The 19,379-nt window shown below is 41.0% G+C and carries 16 protein-coding genes and 2 pseudogenes; 4 read left to right on the forward strand and 14 right to left on the reverse strand.

Features of this window, described 5'->3' with window-relative positions:
- Positions 1–301: 301 nt before the first annotated feature.
- From WQ57_RS16765 to WQ57_RS16775, 3 genes are all read right to left on the reverse strand, one after another.
- Positions 302–2,242 (reverse strand): sigma 54-interacting transcriptional regulator, encoded by a 1,941-nt coding sequence (locus WQ57_RS16765; protein WP_052948793.1) that lies wholly within the window; start codon positions 2,240–2,242, stop codon positions 302–304.
- 142 nt (positions 2,243–2,384) lie between these two features.
- Positions 2,385–3,326: a phosphotriesterase family protein gene (locus WQ57_RS16770; RefSeq protein ID WP_046524917.1), complete on the reverse strand. Its 942-nt coding sequence runs from the start codon at positions 3,324–3,326 to the stop codon at positions 2,385–2,387.
- Between the two features lie 132 nt (positions 3,327–3,458).
- A complete protein-coding gene (locus tag WQ57_RS16775; RefSeq protein WP_046524918.1) occupies positions 3,459–4,526 on the reverse strand; it encodes an LLM class flavin-dependent oxidoreductase in 1,068 nt (355 codons plus the stop codon).
- A 499-nt stretch (positions 4,527–5,025) separates the two neighbouring features.
- On the opposite strand from WQ57_RS16775, the gene WQ57_RS16780 reads away from it, so the two are divergent.
- Both WQ57_RS16780 and WQ57_RS16785 read left to right on the forward strand, forming a co-directional pair.
- The gene (locus WQ57_RS16780; RefSeq protein WP_241481565.1) at positions 5,026–5,775 is read left to right on the forward strand and encodes an SDR family NAD(P)-dependent oxidoreductase; all 750 of its coding nucleotides are present in this window, start codon (positions 5,026–5,028) and stop codon (positions 5,773–5,775) included.
- 72 nt (positions 5,776–5,847) lie between these two features.
- On the forward strand, positions 5,848–6,597 hold the full coding sequence (locus WQ57_RS16785; RefSeq protein WP_338151909.1) for an SDR family NAD(P)-dependent oxidoreductase: 750 nt from the start codon (positions 5,848–5,850) through the stop codon (positions 6,595–6,597).
- A 65-nt stretch (positions 6,598–6,662) separates the two neighbouring features.
- Here the strand turns inward: WQ57_RS16785 and WQ57_RS16790 are convergent, their stop codons facing one another.
- From WQ57_RS16790 to WQ57_RS16830, 9 genes are all read right to left on the reverse strand, one after another.
- The gene (locus tag WQ57_RS16790) at positions 6,663–7,970 is read right to left on the reverse strand and encodes a TRAP transporter large permease (RefSeq protein ID WP_046524919.1); all 1,308 of its coding nucleotides are present in this window, start codon (positions 7,968–7,970) and stop codon (positions 6,663–6,665) included.
- A 5-nt stretch (positions 7,971–7,975) separates the two neighbouring features.
- Positions 7,976–8,500 carry a TRAP transporter small permease subunit gene (locus WQ57_RS16795; RefSeq protein ID WP_046524920.1) on the reverse strand — a complete coding sequence of 175 codons (525 nt, stop codon included), beginning with the start codon at positions 8,498–8,500 and terminating at the stop codon, positions 7,976–7,978.
- Positions 8,501–8,614: 114 nt separating this feature from the next.
- Positions 8,615–9,679, reverse strand: coding sequence for a TRAP transporter substrate-binding protein (locus WQ57_RS16800; RefSeq protein WP_046524921.1), 1,065 nt, complete (start codon positions 9,677–9,679; stop codon positions 8,615–8,617).
- Between the two features lie 65 nt (positions 9,680–9,744).
- Positions 9,745–10,533 carry a carboxymuconolactone decarboxylase family protein gene (locus WQ57_RS16805; RefSeq protein WP_052948794.1) on the reverse strand — a complete coding sequence of 263 codons (789 nt, stop codon included), beginning with the start codon at positions 10,531–10,533 and terminating at the stop codon, positions 9,745–9,747.
- A 450-nt stretch (positions 10,534–10,983) separates the two neighbouring features.
- The gene (locus tag WQ57_RS16810) at positions 10,984–12,609 is read right to left on the reverse strand and encodes a long-chain fatty acid--CoA ligase (protein WP_046524922.1); all 1,626 of its coding nucleotides are present in this window, start codon (positions 12,607–12,609) and stop codon (positions 10,984–10,986) included.
- Positions 12,610–12,693: 84 nt separating this feature from the next.
- Positions 12,694–14,190: a tripartite tricarboxylate transporter permease gene (locus tag WQ57_RS16815; RefSeq protein ID WP_046524923.1), complete on the reverse strand. Its 1,497-nt coding sequence runs from the start codon at positions 14,188–14,190 to the stop codon at positions 12,694–12,696.
- A gap of 19 nt (positions 14,191–14,209) precedes the next feature.
- Positions 14,210–14,653, reverse strand: a complete 444-nt coding sequence (locus WQ57_RS16820) for a tripartite tricarboxylate transporter TctB family protein (RefSeq protein ID WP_046524924.1) — start codon at positions 14,651–14,653, stop codon at positions 14,210–14,212.
- 52 nt (positions 14,654–14,705) lie between these two features.
- Entirely contained in the window at positions 14,706–15,704 is a 999-nt protein-coding gene (locus WQ57_RS16825; RefSeq protein WP_046524925.1) for a tripartite tricarboxylate transporter substrate binding protein, read from the reverse strand.
- 607 nt (positions 15,705–16,311) lie between these two features.
- Positions 16,312–17,373: an acetamidase/formamidase family protein gene (locus WQ57_RS16830; RefSeq protein WP_046524926.1), complete on the reverse strand. Its 1,062-nt coding sequence runs from the start codon at positions 17,371–17,373 to the stop codon at positions 16,312–16,314.
- Positions 17,374–17,644: 271 nt separating this feature from the next.
- On the opposite strand from WQ57_RS16830, the gene WQ57_RS26725 reads away from it, so the two are divergent.
- Complete coding sequence (locus WQ57_RS26725; protein ID WP_156183169.1) at positions 17,645–17,791, forward strand: hypothetical protein; 147 nt, start codon at positions 17,645–17,647, stop codon at positions 17,789–17,791.
- 127 nt (positions 17,792–17,918) lie between these two features.
- On the opposite strand, the gene WQ57_RS26730 is transcribed toward WQ57_RS26725, so the two are convergent.
- Positions 17,919–18,056, reverse strand: coding sequence for a hypothetical protein (locus WQ57_RS26730; RefSeq protein WP_156183170.1), 138 nt, complete (start codon positions 18,054–18,056; stop codon positions 17,919–17,921).
- 344 nt (positions 18,057–18,400) lie between these two features.
- Between WQ57_RS26730 and WQ57_RS16835 the strand changes: the two are divergent.
- Positions 18,401–18,652: pseudogene (locus tag WQ57_RS16835) on the forward strand (GIY-YIG nuclease family protein); the annotation flags it as partial.
- Between the two features lie 14 nt (positions 18,653–18,666).
- On the opposite strand, the pseudogene WQ57_RS16840 reads toward WQ57_RS16835, so the two are convergent.
- A pseudogene (locus WQ57_RS16840) lies at positions 18,667–19,345 on the reverse strand (pseudouridine synthase).
- Positions 19,346–19,379 lie beyond the last annotated feature (34 nt).

Below are 19,379 nucleotides of genomic sequence, written 5' to 3' on the forward strand. Positions count from 1 at the left end.
ATTGCAGGACAGCACCTTTAACGCCCTTTCCTAAGCATGGATTCTTGCGGAATCATTGAAGCAATTTTATAAAAATAAAAGGAATCAACACGTAACATATCAAAATCTTCTGGATATTTTCCCTGTATTTTTGGATAATCGTTTCACGAAAGGTTCCTGTGTTTTAAAATTGAAACAAGATTCCTTCGGTTTCTTTGAAGTTGCTTGTAATTGCAGGTTTGCTGCTGCCGATCCATAAAAAAACAAGCAGCCATATTGGGTGCTTGTTCATTCCGCAGCAAATTGCCTTTATTGTTGTTTCCTATTTCGAACTAACCTGTTCATTCAGCTTCCTCCATAAAGTACTTCTGCTGATTCCCAGTATTTTCGCTGCCTCTTTCTTGTTTCCATTCGTCTTATCCAGCACTTCCTTGATTTTGCTTACTTCAATATCTTTAATTACTTCCTGGTAGGAAGCGTTTTCAAAACTGACTTGATTTAATAGCAGGTTGTTCTCTTCAATCGCCTCTCTTAAATACGTTAACAGTTCGTTTCTTGAACATTGATGCGGGGTTTCTATATAGGCAAACAATCGTTCCATCGTATTTTCAAACTCACGTATATTCCCATGCCATTCATGCGCCTCCAATAAGGGCAGCATGTCATTTAAGAAGTCCTGGATTACCGGCAGAAATGCAGGATATTTTTTAGCCGTAAACATCTTTACAAGAAGACCCATATCCCCTCTGCGGTCACTTAACCTAGGAAGATACAAATTCAAAACGGCAATCCGATAATAGAGGTCCATCCTAAATTTACCTGCCTTGACATCCTCGATTAAATTGACGTTGGTGGCGGAGATAACTCGCACATTAATGGGGATAGCCGTGGGACTCCCTAATCTTCTTACCATATTTTCCTGTAAAACCCTAAGAAGCTTAGCCTGCATACTTAATGGGATTTCACCAATCTCATCAAGAAAGACTGTTCCATTATGCGCCAGCTCAAATAACCCGGGGTTCCCCCCTTTTTTTGCTCCAGTGAACGCACCATCGTTATAACCAAAGAACTCGCTTTCCAATAGGTTTTCAGGAATCGCAGCACAGTTGACAGCGATGAAAGGCTGGTTCGCCCGAGAGCTTTCATTATGTATACTTTGAGCAAAAAGCTCCTTGCCTGTACCTGATTCACCAAGGATAAGAACATTGGAATCGGACCGTGCAAACTTCTTTGCTTTATCAATCGCCCTAGTCGTTTGTTTGCTTTTCCCGACAATATCCCCAAAATGGTAGGTAGCTGTATCAGCTTTATAATTCATTTTACGTCTAATTTTATTTTCCTGCCTTTGTAACGTCTCCGCATCCGATATGAATGCAACAATGCCGTCAAACGAACCATTTACACTAATAGGAAGGGTGTTTAATAACAGCGTTCTCTTCTTATATTGTAATACAAGATCTTTAACGACCTTACCTGCAGAAAGAACATCTAAAACTTCACTTTTAGGCAATATATCGCTAATAAGCTGTGAAGTAAGATCGGAATGGTCCCAAAGGCCAAGCAGTTCAACTGCATGGTGGTTAATACTCAGCAGCCTGCCTGTTACACTTAGATTAATAACACCTTCATTGAAAATTTCCAGCACATAGTTTTGTCTTTTTTGATAACTTTGCTCCGCCAGCTTGGCTGTCAGGACATTAAAGGCAATATCCACTGCCAGCCCTACGCTTTCCTTCCCATACCAGAGTATTCCCTCCATCCCCAATTCCCTGGCTAATTTTACAATCAATCCTGATCCAATGACCACCCTTTGCCCTTCAGACTTCAGTTTGCTAACCAGGTTGGCCGCATCTTCAGTGGTAACATATGTATACTGATTCATTTTGATTTTAAAAATTGAATCCAGTTCTTCCCTCATATTTGTAAGATTTTCAGGGATACTCTGAATATATTCTTTTTGATAATTGACCACATTTACTTCATTTGAAATTTTAGAAGCTTTCACCAAGGCTTTATAGAAATCATTGGTTTGGACCCGCAATGGAATTAGGTTCCCCCGTACACCAATCTCTTTAAACTCCTCGAATAGCATGGCCCCGCAAATCAAAACATCATCATCCGTAATATAAGTCGGATTATTTAATATATAGATGGAGTCAAGTGTTTGGACAACCAGATCCTTAATACTCCCTTTTCTTTTTTCAATTTCCCGCTTTACATAATCATCCAAGGGTGCAGATCCGGTAACCAGTAATTTAAGCACAACTAATCCTCCTTTGTTTACCATTTATTAATTTTCATTATAACCAATAATATTATGAAAATATAAAAAATTTTTATTAATAAAAAATCTCGCAAAGAAATGCGAGATTTTTAGCTTAGTTGAAACAATCAACTATTCTTTTTTAAGAAAGCCAGGCTTTAACATTCTCTACCATCATCATATTAATTTGTTCATCTGTTACCCCATGTTCTTTAAGGGTTGGGAGAACTTTGTCCATCAGAAAAGTCATGGACCAATCAGGATAAGCGGCTCTCTTGGAGGCTTCCGGTTTGTGCGCATCGGTTGTACAACAATAATCCTGGGATAAAAAAATGCGATTGGCATATCCTTTTTTCACTAATGCCAAAACCGTATCGTTCCTTTGTTCGGTTGAGATCGTATGCGTTAACCCATAGCGGTCCATCCCGATAAACGCCCCGCTCTCCAGGACCTTCTCGATATATTCCAGGTTGTCTGAATCCCCGCAATGACCGATCAACACCTTATTTAAGGGTACGCCTTCTTCTTTGAAAATCGCCAGCTGCTGAAGCCCCGTTCCTGACGCAGGGTGTGAATGAGTCATGATTGGCACACCTGTCTTATGATGTGCCCTGGCCACAGCCCGGATTACCTTTTCAACATCGGGTGTCACACCTTGGTAATCAGTCGCACATTTTAAGAAGCCAGCCCGGATGGGGGTATTCTGTACTCCTATCTCGATATCCCGAACAAATTGGGTGACCATAAAATCGATATCATTGAAAGCAAAACGAGTGGGTAAATAATGGAAGGTGAATATCCCTGTAGCAGCAACAATGTTCATGCCAGTATCATTCGCCACTCTTTGCATAAAACGCACATCCCTGTCAAGACCCAAAACGGAAGGGTCAAAGATGGTCCTGACTCCACGCTCTTTGGCTGCCTTAACTTGTGCTACCGCCAATGCAACTTCCTCTTCGTGGTCATATAAATGCGGGAATTGTTTCACCACACGCTCATCCCGGGTTCTTAAATGCTCATGAATTAAGGTGACCCCCAATTCTTCAATATGTAATTCGCCGTTTACTGTTTGAATGGACTTCATTCGCTTCCTCCTTTCTGTTTCATGGTTTTATGGAAATCGGAGAGATAAAGCGGTTTTGGGATGAACCTCCGCGCTATCTCTCCCTTAAATAATACGATTGTCAGCACCTAAATGTAAGCGCTGTTAATTTTATTATTTCTCAACGGCCGATAGCGTTTTACTTTCAAAGTACGGCATTACATGCTCGGAAAATAATTTCATTGATTTCACTACTTTGTCATGCTGCTGCCCTCCGATATTCATCCAGAGAATGATGTTGTTCAGCCCTGTCTCTTCTTTATACCGTTCAATATCCTTGATGACTTTTTCCGGCGATCCAACCAAAGTATTCTCCGATTTCAGGAAGCTGTCATAATCTATATCTCTTTCCCTGCTGATTACACCAAAAGTAGGCCGGTTGTCTCTTTCACTCATATACCATTCCAGGCCTTGCCGATAATCTTCTTGAGCCTGTTCCGTTGTTTCAGCTACGAAACAGAATAATAGTTTGCCAGACCTGGCCACTGCTTCTTCTACATATTCATGTGTTAAACCTGAAGCGATCGCCTGCTCACGGTACAAGGAAATCTTGTGTTTCGTATCATCATTTTTGATGCCTCCCAAAACAAATGAATGACCTTGCTTGGCAGCATTGACCATCGAAGCATCATTTCCGGAAACCATTACAAAAATCGGTGGCCTCGGGTTCTGGACTGGCCGTGGATAGACTGGAATGTCCTTTATATCATAAAACTTCCCTGAGTAATTAACTCTCCCATTTTGTAAAGCCGTGGTCAGAATATCAAGTGATTCCAAATATTTTTCGTGCCTCTCGTCAAAATCAATATTATAAGCGTCAAATTCCAGCTTGTCGTATCCCTTCCCAACACCCAGATAAAGCCGGCCGTCACTGATGATATCAACGAGTGCCATATCCTCGGCCAATTGCAATGGATGGTGCAGAGGCAGCCTGGAGACGGCTGAACCTAATTTGATGTTCTTTGTCATGGCCGCAGCCGCTGACAAATAAACGGATGTAGAACTGACCACACCATATGCACGTGCATTATGTTCTGCAATCCATGCAGAATGGAAACCCAATTCATCTGCCAATTTGATTTGGTCCAAACCATTTCTGAGTTCTTCTGCATCCGTTTTCCATGGTGCTACAGAATTCAAAAAGAATAATCCAAAAGTCATGTCTTTGCCTAGTACTGCCATTTTTCCCACTCCCTTTTTAGAATTTGGTTACCATTCCAGTAAGATAAGATGATAAATTTTTTGAAGTACAAAATCCAATTAGAGAGGTGTTTTCTCTGAATTATTAATCCGTAAAATCAATTGGATCCTTGTACCCACCTCAAAAAAACATTACACCCTTATTTATGCAAGTAGCGTACCAAAATGAAAATTCCTGGGGCAATGAAGAAAATCATTACCAAGCCATTTCTATCAATCACGCATGGAAGCTGTATATCTTCATGAAAGTGACCAGCCAATAAATATAATTTCTGATGGATTACAGCTGACTGTCCGAAAGTGTTCCAAACATTCGGTCTCCAAAGTTAAACTATGTGTTTCAAAAATGAGACATTGGATATTTTTCCTTAAATCCTTTAAAGGCTAGGCCCTTGCAGGATGTGTATTTATAAAGATGGCATAGTTCTTGCAAATGAACTTATTAGAAGAAAAAACGATGTTAAGAGAGGATGAGTTAGCGTTGTCATTACGACTGCAGGAAAAGGTTGCCTTTATTACAGGTGCCGCCAATGGAATAGGAAGAGAAACGGCCATTTTATTTGCTAGTCATGGCGCCAAGGTCGTTGTAACAGATATTGACGAGGACGGCCTTCACGAAACCACCCATACAATCAAGGAAAACGGCGGCCTTGTCCTCGCTATGAAACAGGATGTGTCTCTGGAACAAGACTGGAGGCATGCAATGGAGACAACAGAAAAAGAATACGGCAGGCTGGATATTCTTATGAATAATGCAGGCGTTGGAAAAAGGATTGGATTGGCTGAAACCTCCCTGGAACAGTTTGAAGAAATCCAATCGATCAACTCCACCGGGGTCTTTTTGGGAATGAAATATGGAGCCAGCCTGATGAAAAAATCTCAGGGAGGTTCCATTATTAATATTTCATCCATGTATGGAATCGTCGGCAGTCCGGGAAGTACAGCCTATCATGCTTCCAAAGGAGCTGTCAGGCTAATGACCAAATCGGCAGCGCTCGAGCTGTCAAAGGATTTTATCCGGGTGAATTCCATACATCCCGGCGTCATTGTGACCCAGATGTCGATGACAGGAGCGAAGAATGGAGTCCACCATCTGAAAGACAAAACGCCTTGGCCGGAATTGGGTGAACCTAAAGACATTGCTTTTGGGGCTCTATATTTAGCCTCAGATGAATCCCGCTATGTGACTGGTTCAGAGTTGGTAATTGATGGCGGATTTATCGCACAATGACCTAATGAAACTCCAGCTGGAACTTAGCTTTTAGACGAAAGAATAGAAGATCTTCGATCGGGGGAATAAAAAATGTCAATGAAACGATTAGAAAATAAAGTGGCCATTATTACGGGAGCGGCGAATGGAATCGGCAAGGAAGAAGCGATTCTCTTTGCTGAAAATGGTGCAAAGGTAGTGGTGACCGATATTGATGAAGAGGGACTTTTGGATACGTTTGAAGCCATAAAAAAACTTGGCGGACAAACGATCGGCATGAAGCATGATGTTTCAAAGGAGGCAGATTGGAGAGAAGTCATATCGAGGACGGAAGCAGAATTCGGCAAGCTGGATATTCTTGTGAACAATGCAGCCATTTTAAGCAGAAACGGATTGGCCGACACCTCTTTGGAGGAATTCAACAGAATCCAATCCGTTAATACAGCAGGTACCTTTCTTGGAATGAAATATGGCGCTGAACTGATCAGGAAAACCTCAGGAAAAGGTTCCATCATCAACACTTCTTCAGGCTCCGGGCTGGTCGGAAGTCCTGGTAGTACCGCCTACCACGCTTCAAAAGGTGCTGTACGCATTATGACCAAATCAGCTGCAATCGAACTGGCGAAAAGTTTTATCCGGGTAAACTCAATCCATCCTGGGGTGATTGAAACCGCTATGTCCGGCGGCAAAAGCGGAGAACACCCTTTAAAGGATAAAATCCCCTGGCCTGGCCTGGGAAAACCCATTGATATTGCCTATGGCGCCCTTTACCTGGCCTCTGATGAGTCTCGCTATGTAACTGGTTCGGAGTTAATCATCGACGGCGGCTATACAGCACAATAAACACAATAAAAGGCATGCAGGATTGGATCATTCCTGCATGCCTTTTAAGTTTGGGCCCACTTCTTTTATTGAACCGAGTATGGGATAAATAAAGCAATTTCAGGGAAGATGTAAAGCAGGACAACCAGAGCAAGAATTGGAACCATAAAGAGCAGCGATCCTTTAAAAATTTGTGTGAGCTCCAATTCTTTTACCACTCCATTTAAGACGAAACAATTCATCCCCACAGGCGGAGAAATCAAACCCATTTCAACAACGAGAACGATAATGACACCGAACCAGATTAGATCAAATCCTACCGCCTCAATTAAGGGCAAAATGATTGGAATGGTTACTACCACCATTGAAAGCGTATCCATAATTGCGCCTAATAAAATATACATCAGGACAATGATGACAAAGAGCATGGCAGGAGATAGATTGGTTGAAAACAAAGTGTCAGATATCAAATGAGGAACACGGGTAATGGTTAAAACGTAATTCAGGACAAATGCTCCAATTACAATAGCGAAGATAAATCCGGTTGTTTTAATGGTTTCAAATATGGCTTCATTAATTTTTGCCACTGTTAACTTTTTACGGATAAGGCCGATTAAAAAGGCCCCCATGGCACCCGCTCCTGCGGCTTCAGTAGCGGTAAAAATCCCGAAGTACATTCCGCCTAATACGATGGTAAAAAGGATGAATATCCAAATGGTTGCCTTTAAAGACGAAAAGCGCTCCTTCCAGGTAACCTTTTGTTCATTTGTATGTGCTATCAGATCCGGTTTTATGATCGAGCTTACATAGATGGTAATCATGAAAAACATCGTCAGCAAGATTCCAGGGATGATTCCGGCCATTAAAAGCTTGCCAATGGATTGTTCAGTCATCATCCCATATATGATAAACATGGTGCTTGGCGGAATTAGAATGCCAAGCGTCCCGCCAGCCGCGATGGAACCGCCTGTCAGGCTTTTGCTGTAGCCAGCTGCCAGCATCTCCTTTGAAGCCATAACTCCAATGGTTCCTGTTGTCGCTAAACTTGAACCTGACGCCGCCGCAAACATGGCGGAGGATCCTATTGTAGCCATTCCCAATCCGCCCCTGAAACCACTCAGCCAATTTCGAAAAGCTGTGTACAACTCATTGCTGATTCCAGATGAATAAATGAGCTGCCCCATTAAAACGAATAACGGAATGGTAGTCAATGTATAGGAATAACTCTGTGACCAAACAATCGTATCCAAAGCCGACATTAATGTGTCCCAGCCTCTTAAATAGAGAATCCCAATACTTGCGGGAATGGCCATGGCAATGGCAATTGGAATACGGAAGAACATCAAAGAAAATACCATTAGGATGACCAGCAAACCAACGATAGAAACAGACACTGCACTCACTCCCCACTGACTAATTGTTTATTATCCTCATTCTCAATCCCCAAAGATGCATCTTTTTTACCCCTCGCTAATTCGAGGAGAAACATTCTAAATGCTTCCAGCCCCCATGCGAAGAAGCCAATGACCAACAATATTCGGAAAGGATAAAAAACAATTCCCAGTAAACTCGATGTGGATAAGTAATTCATTTTTGAGATAAAGACCCAGCATACAATGGCACAAAACAGAAGAGTCAGTACCCTGGCCAACAATAGTAAAACCAATTGAACCTTTGCCGGCAATCTATCAAAAATCAAGGTGATTGATACGTGTGAATCAGTTTTTTCGGTATAGGCCAATGAAAACACAATCATTAATACCATCGTAAATTGGACAAGCTCGATGTCTCCAACAATCGGGCTGCCTACTGTCCTTGCTGCAGCAAAGATAAACACCATCCCTACCATAACATAAGCAATGATGTACGCTGCCCATTTATTGACTGCTGTAATGGAATTTACCGTTTTCATAAAAAGGTTCATTTCAACGCCTTCCTTTCAATTTAGTATTTGAAAAGGAATAGAGGTCAGACCAGGGCTGGTCAACCCTAGTCTGATAATAATTTGTTTGGTAAAAAGCAATTCAGAACCGTCCTGCTAGAACGGGATCACAACGCCCTCTTCCTCTAAACTCTTTTTAAAGAACTCCATCATTTCCTCGCCAGGGTGACCCTTTTTATTGGCTTCCTTCACCCACTCATCCCACATTTTCTTTGCAGGCTCTTTAAATTTATTCAATTCTTCTTCGTCAGGCGTGATGACTTTTCCGCCTTTGTCCTTCACCCTGTTTTCGAACTCTTGAATGGATTTCTCCATTTGAGCCATGTACAGCTCTGCCATCAGCTCTTGATGTTTTGGACCCAATTTTTCCTTGAACAGAGTTTGCAGGTCCTCAGGCATCTGATTGAATATATTTCCATTTACGAATAGACCATTCGAAGAGACACCCAAATCAAGCTTTGTCATGTTGGGAGCCACTTCATTCAAATTAAAACCAATCGCTCCTGTTGTATTGTAAATGACGTCATCCACGATTCCCCGCTCAATGGATTCATAAAGTTCCGAATTACTGGAGGAAACAGGTACTGCTCCCCATGATTTAATCAATTCGTTTCTGGAATACAAACTATTGCTGATTTTCCGCTTTTTAATATCCTCAACCGTTTCGATTGGGCTTGTGGTATATAATTGTGCAGTATCAGTGGAAGAGGCACCCAGCCATACCGCATCCTGAAACTTGTCCTTCATGAATTTATCATAAAATTTATTCATGACACTGACCGCCACATCGGGATTAGGAATGGCAAAAGGCAGGTCCCCAATGGATAATGGGAATAAAATATCATTCTTATCTGAACTTGCGTATAAAAGGCCTACATCAAAGACCCCTCCGCTGACATCATCATAGCCGGTATCGGGTGTACCCAGCTGCGAGCTTGGAAAAACATGAATTTTGACTCGGCCATTTGTTTCCTTCTCCACAAATTCAGCCCAGGGTTCTGAAACATTCTTCGTATATGGATGCGTTGGAGGAGCCAGATTATTATAGTTAAGTTCAAAAACTTTATCACTTTGCGCTGAAGATGAAGCCCCCTCTGTTTTTCCACATGCGGCTAGCAGCAGCATGGCGATAACGGCAACCAACATCAGTCTGATACGCATTACATATCCCCCCATAACTTTTAATTTGGTTTTATTGAATGGTTCCTTAACAAAGAATCAGCCTTTCATTTACCTCGTTTAGCCAGCACCGACTCCAGGATCGGAATTCCTGCATAGAAAGTATCCACCCCCTGGGCGCTCGTCAGTTTAAAGACCTCCATAATCTCTTCAAACGTCGCTCCAAGTCTTAAGGCACTTTGAATATGGACGCGAATTCCGACATCAAATAGATGTGTGGTAGCGCTGTCAATTGCGATATAAATGAATTCTTTCAATTTCGGACTCAGGACATCATTTTCCCAGGGATTTGTCAGAAATTCATAATAACTTTCAAAGAAGTGTTCATCATTCAGCAGAAGAGTGTTCCGGAATTCATGCCAGTAGCCCATTTTTTCGATAAATTTCTGCTTTAACTCTTCCTGGCGGCCATTTAATTCTGCACCTTCATATTTACCGGTCTCGTCAACCAGAATAGGCACTCCCACGGCACAGGTATGCATGCCCAGCACACTTACCAGTTTGAAGACTTCAAGTATTTCCTTTTCTGTAGCTCCCTGATCAAGAGCGTTCTCTATATGGACTTCCAATGTATCCTTGCTTAAATTCGTAGGTGCCGAGCTTAAGGCAACATTGATTAATTCCCTGGACTTTGCATCGAGAATATTATTTTTGTAAGGAGAAGAAACCAGTTTTTTATAAATCTTAAAAAACTCTTCATCATTTTCGAGCAAATACTCTAAAGTTTGATTCCAGTAACCCAATTGTTCCCTATAGGAAGCAGCCTGCCTTTTACCTTCCTCATCCATTCGGGGACCATTTCCATTGTAGAGCTGTTCCTTTTCTCTTGTGCCCATTCAAATTTCCTCCCTTTTTCTAATCGTAAAAATAGCTTGAACCTCTTGCAGCCTTGGGAATAAGATTCATGCTGACCTTTAAAGCAGCTTCTGATTACCCTTATCGTCTTGTATTGGTGTGACACACAAAACTTTTTCAAATATTCAGTATTCTAGGGATATAGGTTTTTTATTCAGAAGCCTTTATTCTGGCTGAACTGCATTTTAATCTTATTTATGCAATGATTGTGCCAAGTGTGGAAACGACGGAACAATAGTAATGAGCTTGGGGATGGAACCCGTTCATTAACAACCTACCTGCCTATTAAAATGTTTTTCTTAAGTGATTAGAGATAGTCCACCGTATAAATTCCTTTTCAGATGGTATCAATAATGAAACATTCCGTTTCGTGTTTGATGCATATTTGGAGGCTAGTTACGGATTAAAAAGGAAGCTTATGCCATGACTTGCTACCGTGTTTCGCTTACAGAATAGGAGTTATAATCGTTACGCAATTTCATTTTAAGGAACTTGCCTACAGAAGTTTTAGGTATCTCTTCAATAAAAATGAAATCATCCGGCAACCACCATTTAGCAAACTGTGGAGCCAGGAAATCCAATAACTCATCCTTGGTTATATGGCCATTGGCGGTTTTGCTTTTTACAATAAAAGCGACTGGACGTTCCTGCCACTTCTCATGAGGAACAGATATGACGGCAGCTTCTGAAACGGCATCATGAGCCATAAGCGCATTTTCAAGATCAACAGAGGATATCCATTCTCCTCCGCTTTTAATTAAATCTTTTGTTCGGTCAACAATTTTTATCGTACCTTCTGCATCTACTGTTGCAATGTCTCCAGTGTATAGCCAGCCATCTTTTACAGCTTCAGCTGTTTTTTCCGGCTGATTATAATACGCATCCGTGATCCATGGTCCACGAACCAACACTTCTCCCATATCCTTACCATTTTGCGTTACCTTACCATGTTCATTTATGACCTTTATTTCAATTCCCGGAACAGGAATTCCCTGTTTAGATATAAATTCCAGCTTTTCCTCTGATTCCAAACCTTGCTGGTAGCTTTTCAATCGGGAAACGGTAGCAACAGGGCTGGTTTCTGTACTTCCATAGGCATGAATAAAGGAAAGATTGTATTTCTCCTGATAGGTTCGGATGATTGCCTTTGGCAGAGCAGAACCTCCGCATACAATATTTCTCAAACTTGATAAATCGTACGTATTGGTGTTCAATTCATTTAATAAACCAATCCATATTGTTGGAACTCCGGCCGTAATCGTAACCCTCTCCGATTCAATCAAATTTCCGAGTGTTTTAAAAGTAAAATTAGGCCCTGGCAAAACTTGTGTGGTGCCAAACCAGACGGAAGCAAATGGGAATCCCCATGCATTAACATGAAACATTGGAACAACATGCATGGCGATATCGGACTCGGATAATGCCATCGTATCCGCTAACCCAAGCATCATACTATGCAAGACAATGCTTCTATGGGTGTATAAAACCCCTTTTGGATTCCCAGTTGTCGCAGAAGTGTAACACATGCCAGCTGGATCATTTTCATTTAAATCTACAGGAAATGTATGATGTTGATTTCCAGTTTTCAAAAGCGTCTCATAATCATAGACAGGCTGAAGGATCGTTTCGGGCAGTTCTTCTTCATCAGACAGGATAATAAACGCTTTTACATGAGGGATGTCATCTTTGATGGTTTCAATGATTGGCAATAAACCCTTATCAATAAGTAAAACTTTATCTTTGGCATCATTAATGATATATTTCAGGTGGTCTGATGAAAGGCGGATATTTATCGTATGGAGTACGGCACCCATACTGGGAATTGCAAAATAGGCCTCCAAATGCCGGTGATCATTCCAGGCAAACGTCCCTACTTTGTCACCGCGTTCCACACCCAATTTTTCCAGCGCACTTGCCAGAGCCCTTGCCCGCTTGGCAAAATCACCATAGGTTAAGCGTGTAATTCCTGTTGCAGTTCTTGAAATGACTTGCTTTTTGGCAAAGTACTTTTCTGCCCTCACCATTAGTGTGTCAATTGTCAATTGTGTATCCATCATCGAACATCTCTCCAATCTATTCACTATTTTAAATGTTGACCGCCTATCAAATATGAAAGACTTTCTGTTATTTACCATGGAAATCTAAGTAGATATCGAGGATTCCTCTGTGTTTTTCTTTGTTTTCTTAAATGCCATTAAACCTATAATTATTAGCGTTATTAAAATCAATACAATTGAAAAGGGACGTGTATAAAAAATATCAAAGTTTCCTCCTGAAATAATTAATGAACGCCGGAAGCTTTCTTCGATAATCGGTCCCAATACAAATGCCAGAATGAAAGAGGCAATGGAAAAGTTTAACTTTATAAAAATATAACTAACAATCCCTATTAACAACGCCAGCCATAAATCAAAATGTAAACTCCTTGATACATATACTCCAATAATCGAAAGGGCGAAAACTACTGGGATTAAGATTGGATTTGGGACAGTTGTGGTTCTTGCAAAGAGTGTTGTTACGTATTTTCCAATCACAAACATTACAATGGTTGTAAGCAGGAAACCAAAAATGATCCCGTAAACTAAATCCGGCTCGGTCTTAAATAGTGTCGGACCTGGTTGAAGGCCGTGAATAATAAATGCTCCACTGATGATGGCAATGGAAGGTGAACCGGGTATGCCAAGAGATAATAGTGGAACGAGTGCTCCTCCTACAGCAGCGTTATTAGCCGCTTCTGGTGCAGCGATGCCCTCTGGGTTTCCTTTACCGAACGTACTCTTTGTCTTAGACCATACTTTCGCAAGGCTATACGAAAACCATGCTGCAGGTCCGGCTCCCATTCCGGGAAATATCCCTACTACAGACCCTGTTACCGACCCAATCCCAATTGGTTTTAAAACACTTCTAAACTCCCGGTATGTTAATTTCGTTTTTAGTTCACTTGACTCATTTACATATCTTTTCTTCATATCCTTGTTGACCATTAAAAAGAGCTCTGTAAAGGCAAACATACCAACTAATAAAGCAATGATTCCAACGCCTTCCATTAATTCAATCTGTCCAAGTGTAAATCGTTGAGCTCCTGTAAAGCTGTCCATTCCAATCGTGGCAGTCATTAATCCCAGAACAGCGGAAATTAAACTTTTAACAGTATCTTGCGTACCTAAAGCACTGACTGCCAGCAAACCTAGCAGAGCAATCCAAAAATATTCCGGTTCAGAAATCATGAGTGCAAATTTCACTAGAAAGTCTGAGAGTAAAATGACAACTAAAGCCCCAAACAACCCACCGATAAAGGAGGCGTAAAGCGAATAAGCAAGTGCTTTTCCTGGTGATTTTTGTTTTGCCAACGCATACCCATCCCAAGCGGTGACCAATGCAGCAGGTGTACCTGGAACACCAATCACTATTGCAGATATAGAGCCTCCATACTCACAAGCCTGGTAAGTTGCCAGCAACAAAAGGATGGAGGCTAATGGATCCATGATATACGTGAGCGGGAGCAAAAGGACAATCGCAAGTGTAGCTCCCATACCAGGAATAGCGCCTACCAGCATCCCAAATAATGTACCAATCACTAATGCTGCCAAATTTGACCAAGTAAATAATATGGATACATCAAAATGCAAAAAATCCATACACTACCCCTTTCTTCTGTTAAAGTGGTAATTTTAAGACGAAATTAAATATTACAAAAATGCTTATTGTTATACTGGCGGCAACAAAGGAGTTCTTTACTATAAATTCTTTTCTCAATCTTTCTGAGTAGACCGAATATAAAATTAATAGAAATAAAAACAAGTGGATATAAAAGAAACCAACAAAAGACCAGCTGAGGATAAATAATGCCATTATTCCTATTGTTAGTAAAATGAGTTTCCCATTGGGTATATCCACCTTTTCCGCTTCTTTTTTTTTCAATGTTTTAACTAAATTTACAATCGTAAATATAATCAAAACTCCCGCCAGTATGGATGGGTAAAATCCCGCCCCCATATTTTCCGCTGTTCCGATCCCTAAAGCGGCGGACGAACGAATATATATAACACCAATCATTAGAATAATGATGCTGGCAACTGTATTTAATAGTTTTGCATTCATGCTTTCACCTCATGGCAAGAGAGTAACCTACTGGATAGGCTACTCTTTATTTTTATTTAATCATTCCATTGCTTCTCATTACTTGTTCATTTATCTTATATCTCTCCTCAATTATTTTCTTAAATTCCTCTGGGCCATTATAAAAAGGTTGTGAACCCCCAGCCGTTATTTTCTCAATCACTTCAGGATCCTCCAATGCATTTTTAAATGCGTCCTGCAGGAAGCTTTTTTCATGTTCGGGCAGCCCTGGCGGAGCAATTAACCCAATCCATGAATCAGAAGCAACTTCCAGTCCAAGCTCATTTAGGGTAGGCGCATCAATATCTTCTGTTCTTTCGGAAGCGATATTAAAGAGAACTTTCATCAATTCAAGATCGACTTGGGATGATGCCACAATTGTTCCATCGACATCACCAGCAAGCAGCCCTTGAACGGTCGGGCCAGTGCCGTCATAAGGAACCGTGATCATATCCAATCCAGCTTTATACTTGACTTCTTCCAATGCTAAATGACCGATTGAACCAACCCCGGCAATCCCCGCCCGGAATTTTCCCGGATTCTTTTTAACATCTTCCAGCCATTCTTCAGCTGTATCCCATGGGGCATCTTTCTTTACAACAAATAACTGTGGACCTGAAACCAGCGTAGCAATTTCTGTAAAACTGTCCCACTCGTAAGCCAAATCATCAGTATGCGTCTTAATGGCAAGACCTGTCTCCATTGCGACTGAAAGGGTATAGCCATCCGGCTTGGAATTATGCAAATAGGTTAAACCGACGGTAGAGGAACCACCCGGTCTGTTTTCAACTATCATCTTTACATTATTCGGGAGGTTTTTGCTAATCGCCTCTGCTAGAATACGAGCGTTCCGATCTGTTCCGCCACCCGGTTCATAAGGAGCAATAAGAGTAATATTTTTCTCGGGGTAATTGCTGGATTTCCCCTTACTTTCGGAGGCTGATGTTGCTTCAGTGGATGAATTATTACTTGAGCAAGCTGCTAATACTAATAAAAGAAATGTGACTAGTAGAAATAAAAATTTTCTTTTCATTGTAAATTCCCCCTTTTTGCTCTATTAGTTCATTTTTCCTTTCTGTTAACCTGCTTATTAAGTCCCCCACTCCTTTCGATTTGGTATCTCTTTAATTCTTCTTATCTAAATACTTGCAATAATTGTGCCAGTTCATAAAGAAACAACTTTAATCCTTTATTACCAGCAACTTGTTCCACCAGAGACCACTATTATCATTTTTATCCCCACACAAAAGTTTGTTTTTGTTTCAATACTGAGTTATTCGTTTCATAAATGAAGCGTTTTCATAATTTGTATTTATGCGCACGAAGGAGCAGATTTAAGAAAGGGTATTTTTGATGTGACAGTCGGACAACCACTTTTATAAGCAAAAGAGCACCCTCCATATCCGGGTGCTCTGCCTTTAGTCTTAATGCATTTTTATTACCAACTAATGAACGAACCATGAGTCTCTTGTCATTAGGTTGCTGTATCACCAGCCAACTTTATTCATGGTTTACCGTCTTTAAGGTCGGATTTTAACCATCTTTCAGCTTCTTCTTTATAAATCCCGTTTTTTCCTATCCATCGCCTTATTGTATTCATCTAAATATACTTTCTCTGCATTTTCATCTAAAACCCTGCGTCATTTGGACTTAAAAGCATTCTTTGGTATTTTCACATGGATGCCTTTATTGCCGTTGACCACTTGTGTGATCATGAAGTCTGCTCCGACACTCAGGAACGAATAGGCATCATGTTTTTTCAGACCCCCTATTTCCTGAAGGAAACTAATTGATTCAAGGGAGCCGGTGCGTACGGCTTCCTCTAGGTCTTTATGGAAGGCGTGGATCATCCAGTGTTCCTCTGTTTCAAGAATCGGCAATCGGTATGAAAGGTCTTTCCGTACCGTGACACGAATCAGGCAATTGACGGAGGCTTCCACTGCCGTGCCTGTCAGCTCGCTGTTTCCCTGAGCGAGATGGGCATCGCCGAGTGAAAGGAGGGAACCCTCTGTCTGGACAGGATAATACATCGTTGTTCCCTTCGCAATCTGCCAGTTATCGATATTTCCGCCATGGATATCCGGAGGAGTTGTATCAATGGGCCCCTCTTCGGCAGGAGCAACTCCGATTGTGCCGACATGGATTCTCGCTGGAATCTGAATTCCCGGAAGAGCCTCCGTCCGTTCGGTATCTTCTGGGTGGACCATGCCCCCTGGAATTTCATACTTTCCGGGATAGTGATACGAAAATTTGGCGGTCACCCATTCGTTAGCGTCATCGATTTCATAAATCCTCACCCGCTCGTTTTCATCGAACTCCTCAAACAGGTAGCCCCACGCTGCACCAACATTCGCTCCATATCGGAGACGGGGTTCCAGATCCAGAATCTGAACTTCAAGAATATCCCCCGGCTCCGCCCCTGCGACATGGATCGGTCCTGTCATGAGATGCGGACCCGGCTTGCGATTTTCTTCAGGTATGCTGTCATAAATCTCCTTGATACCATCATCCATCATTAAGTCAGGAGCATCTCCGGCATGATGGGTCACCGTTTCCACATAAACGACATCCCCGGAATCCACTTCAAGCGCCGGGTTTAGTTTTTTGTCAAAATAGCCCCAGTGAACCGTTTCGGGCGTTGCTCTTAGCGTATGGAATCTAGCGTTTTTTATATCAGACAGGGGTGAAGTCCTGTATTTCATTAAATTAATTCCTCCTCCAATTAAAAGCATCTTTTAAACCAATTTCCTTGATTGGCACCCAATAAACACATGGAAACGTTCTTTTTAAAGTCCATGTAAAAAAATGCTGAAGGAGAAAATCAATATATTGATTACAAAAAAGCATTGAGTCCTTCAATGCTTATATTCGTCAAAGTCGGTTCTTTAAAAAAACCTAGTGTTTTTATAGGAATAGTGTTATATAATAATTTCTATAAACAACAAGTATCTTACAAAAAGATGGTGCCCTTAGATGAGTGATGAAAAAGTTATTTATAATGGAAAGCTTTACACAGTAATTTTTAAATACAGCTCCGGCTATTGGGAAATAAAAGCACAAGATAGCCTATTTATTGTCGAACTAGTTCATGAATCAGAAGTTCAAAAAGTGACTAAATAATTTTTGTATCGTAAATAGGTTTGTTCATTCAATGAATAACTGAGCTTAATAATCACCTTCCTCTTCTTCATTGCTGCCTTTTTTTGATTATCGTTTGAGAAGTAAACCGTTTTATTCCTTATTTATTTCAAACCTTTTTTAAAAGCTCCTCCTTTACCCTTTCTTTATAATCGGCATTTTCCTTAGTAAATTTAATTTGAAGGCTCTTCGTTAATCTTTCGTAGGTCCTCAGCAATTCCTCATTTGTTAATTTTTTCAAATCCATTAAATACCCCCATTTCACAATTTTGTGTCTTCAAATCCACGAAGTTTCATCCAGGATATGGGTCATATAAAAGCACGATGAAAATGGTCATCTCTTCAGATTATTCATGCTGTTGGGGGGTTATTACTTCGTTAAATTACTCCTTTAGGCTTTCACCCCATACCCCGATTCAGTAAAAATCCTCCTATTTCGCTTAACGCCAGAACACGTTGGCTAATGGGTGAGGATGAGAATGAACTATTAGTAAATAGCATTTTGGGTAACGCTATGTTAGCATGAACGAAAATAATGAAAGAGGAAGTAAACGCTTGTGAACGACAAAACCTCCAAAACCCAATGTTACTATCACAAAACAGAAGAATCCTGAATTAAACAATATTTATGGGTTCACTGATTTTCATCTTATCCCAAGAGATAATGGTGGAATTTTTATGTTCTATAATCAGAATAAAGAGCCGCTGTTTGTTGGAAAGGCGAGAAAATTGAGGCCGAGAATAAAAAAACATTTTGAGGATACGGTTTCTCCAATTAAGATGCATAGAGATGAAGTAACTAAAATCGAGGTTTGTGTGGTTGTTGATCCTGTCCATCGGGAATAACCCTGAAGTTTTCACCATTCCTTCGGTTCATAGTTCAGGTCTCTGAATAATTGGGCGGGAGGTTTCCGAGATGGATGTTCATGATCCGTGTGCGTTGCAGCCGGTAAACCTCATAGCCTAACGCTTCGCACATGCGGCGAATTTGGCGATTCAGCCCTTGAGTCAAAATTATTTCAAACTCAAATTTTGATAAAGGCGTTACTTTGCATGGAAGGGTTTTTGTTCCCAGGATTCTGACTCCTTCCGACATCTGCTTCACAAACTCGGGAGTAATCGGCTTGTCTAGGAAACGATATATTCTTTTTCATGTTTATGTTCTGCTCGCAGGATTTCATTTACGATATCGCCATCGTTTGTTAAAAGGATCAAGCCTTCAGAATCTTTATCCAGCCGGCCGATATTAAAAATCCTTAATGGATGGTTGACTAAATCGACGATATTTCCTTTTACATTCTTCTCTGTTGTACTGGTAATTCCTACAGGTTTATTCAAAGCGATATAGAGATGATTTCTGGCCACCCTGACAGGTGCTCCACTTACCAGTACATCATCCCCAGGATTTACCTGGTCGCCTATTTGATCCCGTTTGCCATTGATGGTGACTCTTCCTTCACTAATTAATTTATCAGCGCCCCGCCTGGATGCTTTTCCAGCTTCACTTAGGTATATTTTGATTCGAATCGTAATCACAACCATGAAAAAAATGTTTAAGCTGCTGGGCATA

Origin of the sequence: Mesobacillus campisalis (assembly GCF_000986785.1) — a bacterium.
Lineage (GTDB): Bacteria > Bacillota > Bacilli > Bacillales > Cytobacillaceae > Mesobacillus_B > Mesobacillus_B campisalis.

What these genes read in the sequence shown, in the direction of transcription:
- WQ57_RS26725 (WP_156183169.1), top strand. Translation starts at nt 17,645, where the DNA reads ATGAGTGATGAAAAAGTTATTTATAATGGAAAGCTTTACACAGTAATT.
- WQ57_RS16815 (WP_046524923.1), bottom strand. Translation starts at nt 14,190, where the DNA reads ATGGATTTTTTGCATTTTGATGTATCCATATTATTTACTTGGTCAAAT.
- WQ57_RS16775 (WP_046524918.1), bottom strand. Translation starts at nt 4,526, where the DNA reads ATGGCAGTACTAGGCAAAGACATGACTTTTGGATTATTCTTTTTGAAT.
- WQ57_RS16785 (WP_338151909.1), top strand. Translation starts at nt 5,848, where the DNA reads ATGTCAATGAAACGATTAGAAAATAAAGTGGCCATTATTACGGGAGCG.
- WQ57_RS16810 (WP_046524922.1), bottom strand. Translation starts at nt 12,609, where the DNA reads ATGATGGATACACAATTGACAATTGACACACTAATGGTGAGGGCAGAA.
- WQ57_RS16805 (WP_052948794.1), bottom strand. Translation starts at nt 10,533, where the DNA reads ATGGGCACAAGAGAAAAGGAACAGCTCTACAATGGAAATGGTCCCCGA.
- WQ57_RS26730 (WP_156183170.1), bottom strand. Translation starts at nt 18,056, where the DNA reads ATGGATTTGAAAAAATTAACAAATGAGGAATTGCTGAGGACCTACGAA.
- WQ57_RS16800 (WP_046524921.1), bottom strand. Translation starts at nt 9,679, where the DNA reads ATGCGTATCAGACTGATGTTGGTTGCCGTTATCGCCATGCTGCTGCTA.
- WQ57_RS16795 (WP_046524920.1), bottom strand. Translation starts at nt 8,500, where the DNA reads ATGAACCTTTTTATGAAAACGGTAAATTCCATTACAGCAGTCAATAAA.
- WQ57_RS16770 (WP_046524917.1), bottom strand. Translation starts at nt 3,326, where the DNA reads ATGAAGTCCATTCAAACAGTAAACGGCGAATTACATATTGAAGAATTG.
- WQ57_RS16820 (WP_046524924.1), bottom strand. Translation starts at nt 14,653, where the DNA reads ATGAATGCAAAACTATTAAATACAGTTGCCAGCATCATTATTCTAATG.
- WQ57_RS16830 (WP_046524926.1), bottom strand. Translation starts at nt 17,373, where the DNA reads ATGAAATACAGGACTTCACCCCTGTCTGATATAAAAAACGCTAGATTC.
- WQ57_RS16825 (WP_046524925.1), bottom strand. Translation starts at nt 15,704, where the DNA reads ATGAAAAGAAAATTTTTATTTCTACTAGTCACATTTCTTTTATTAGTA.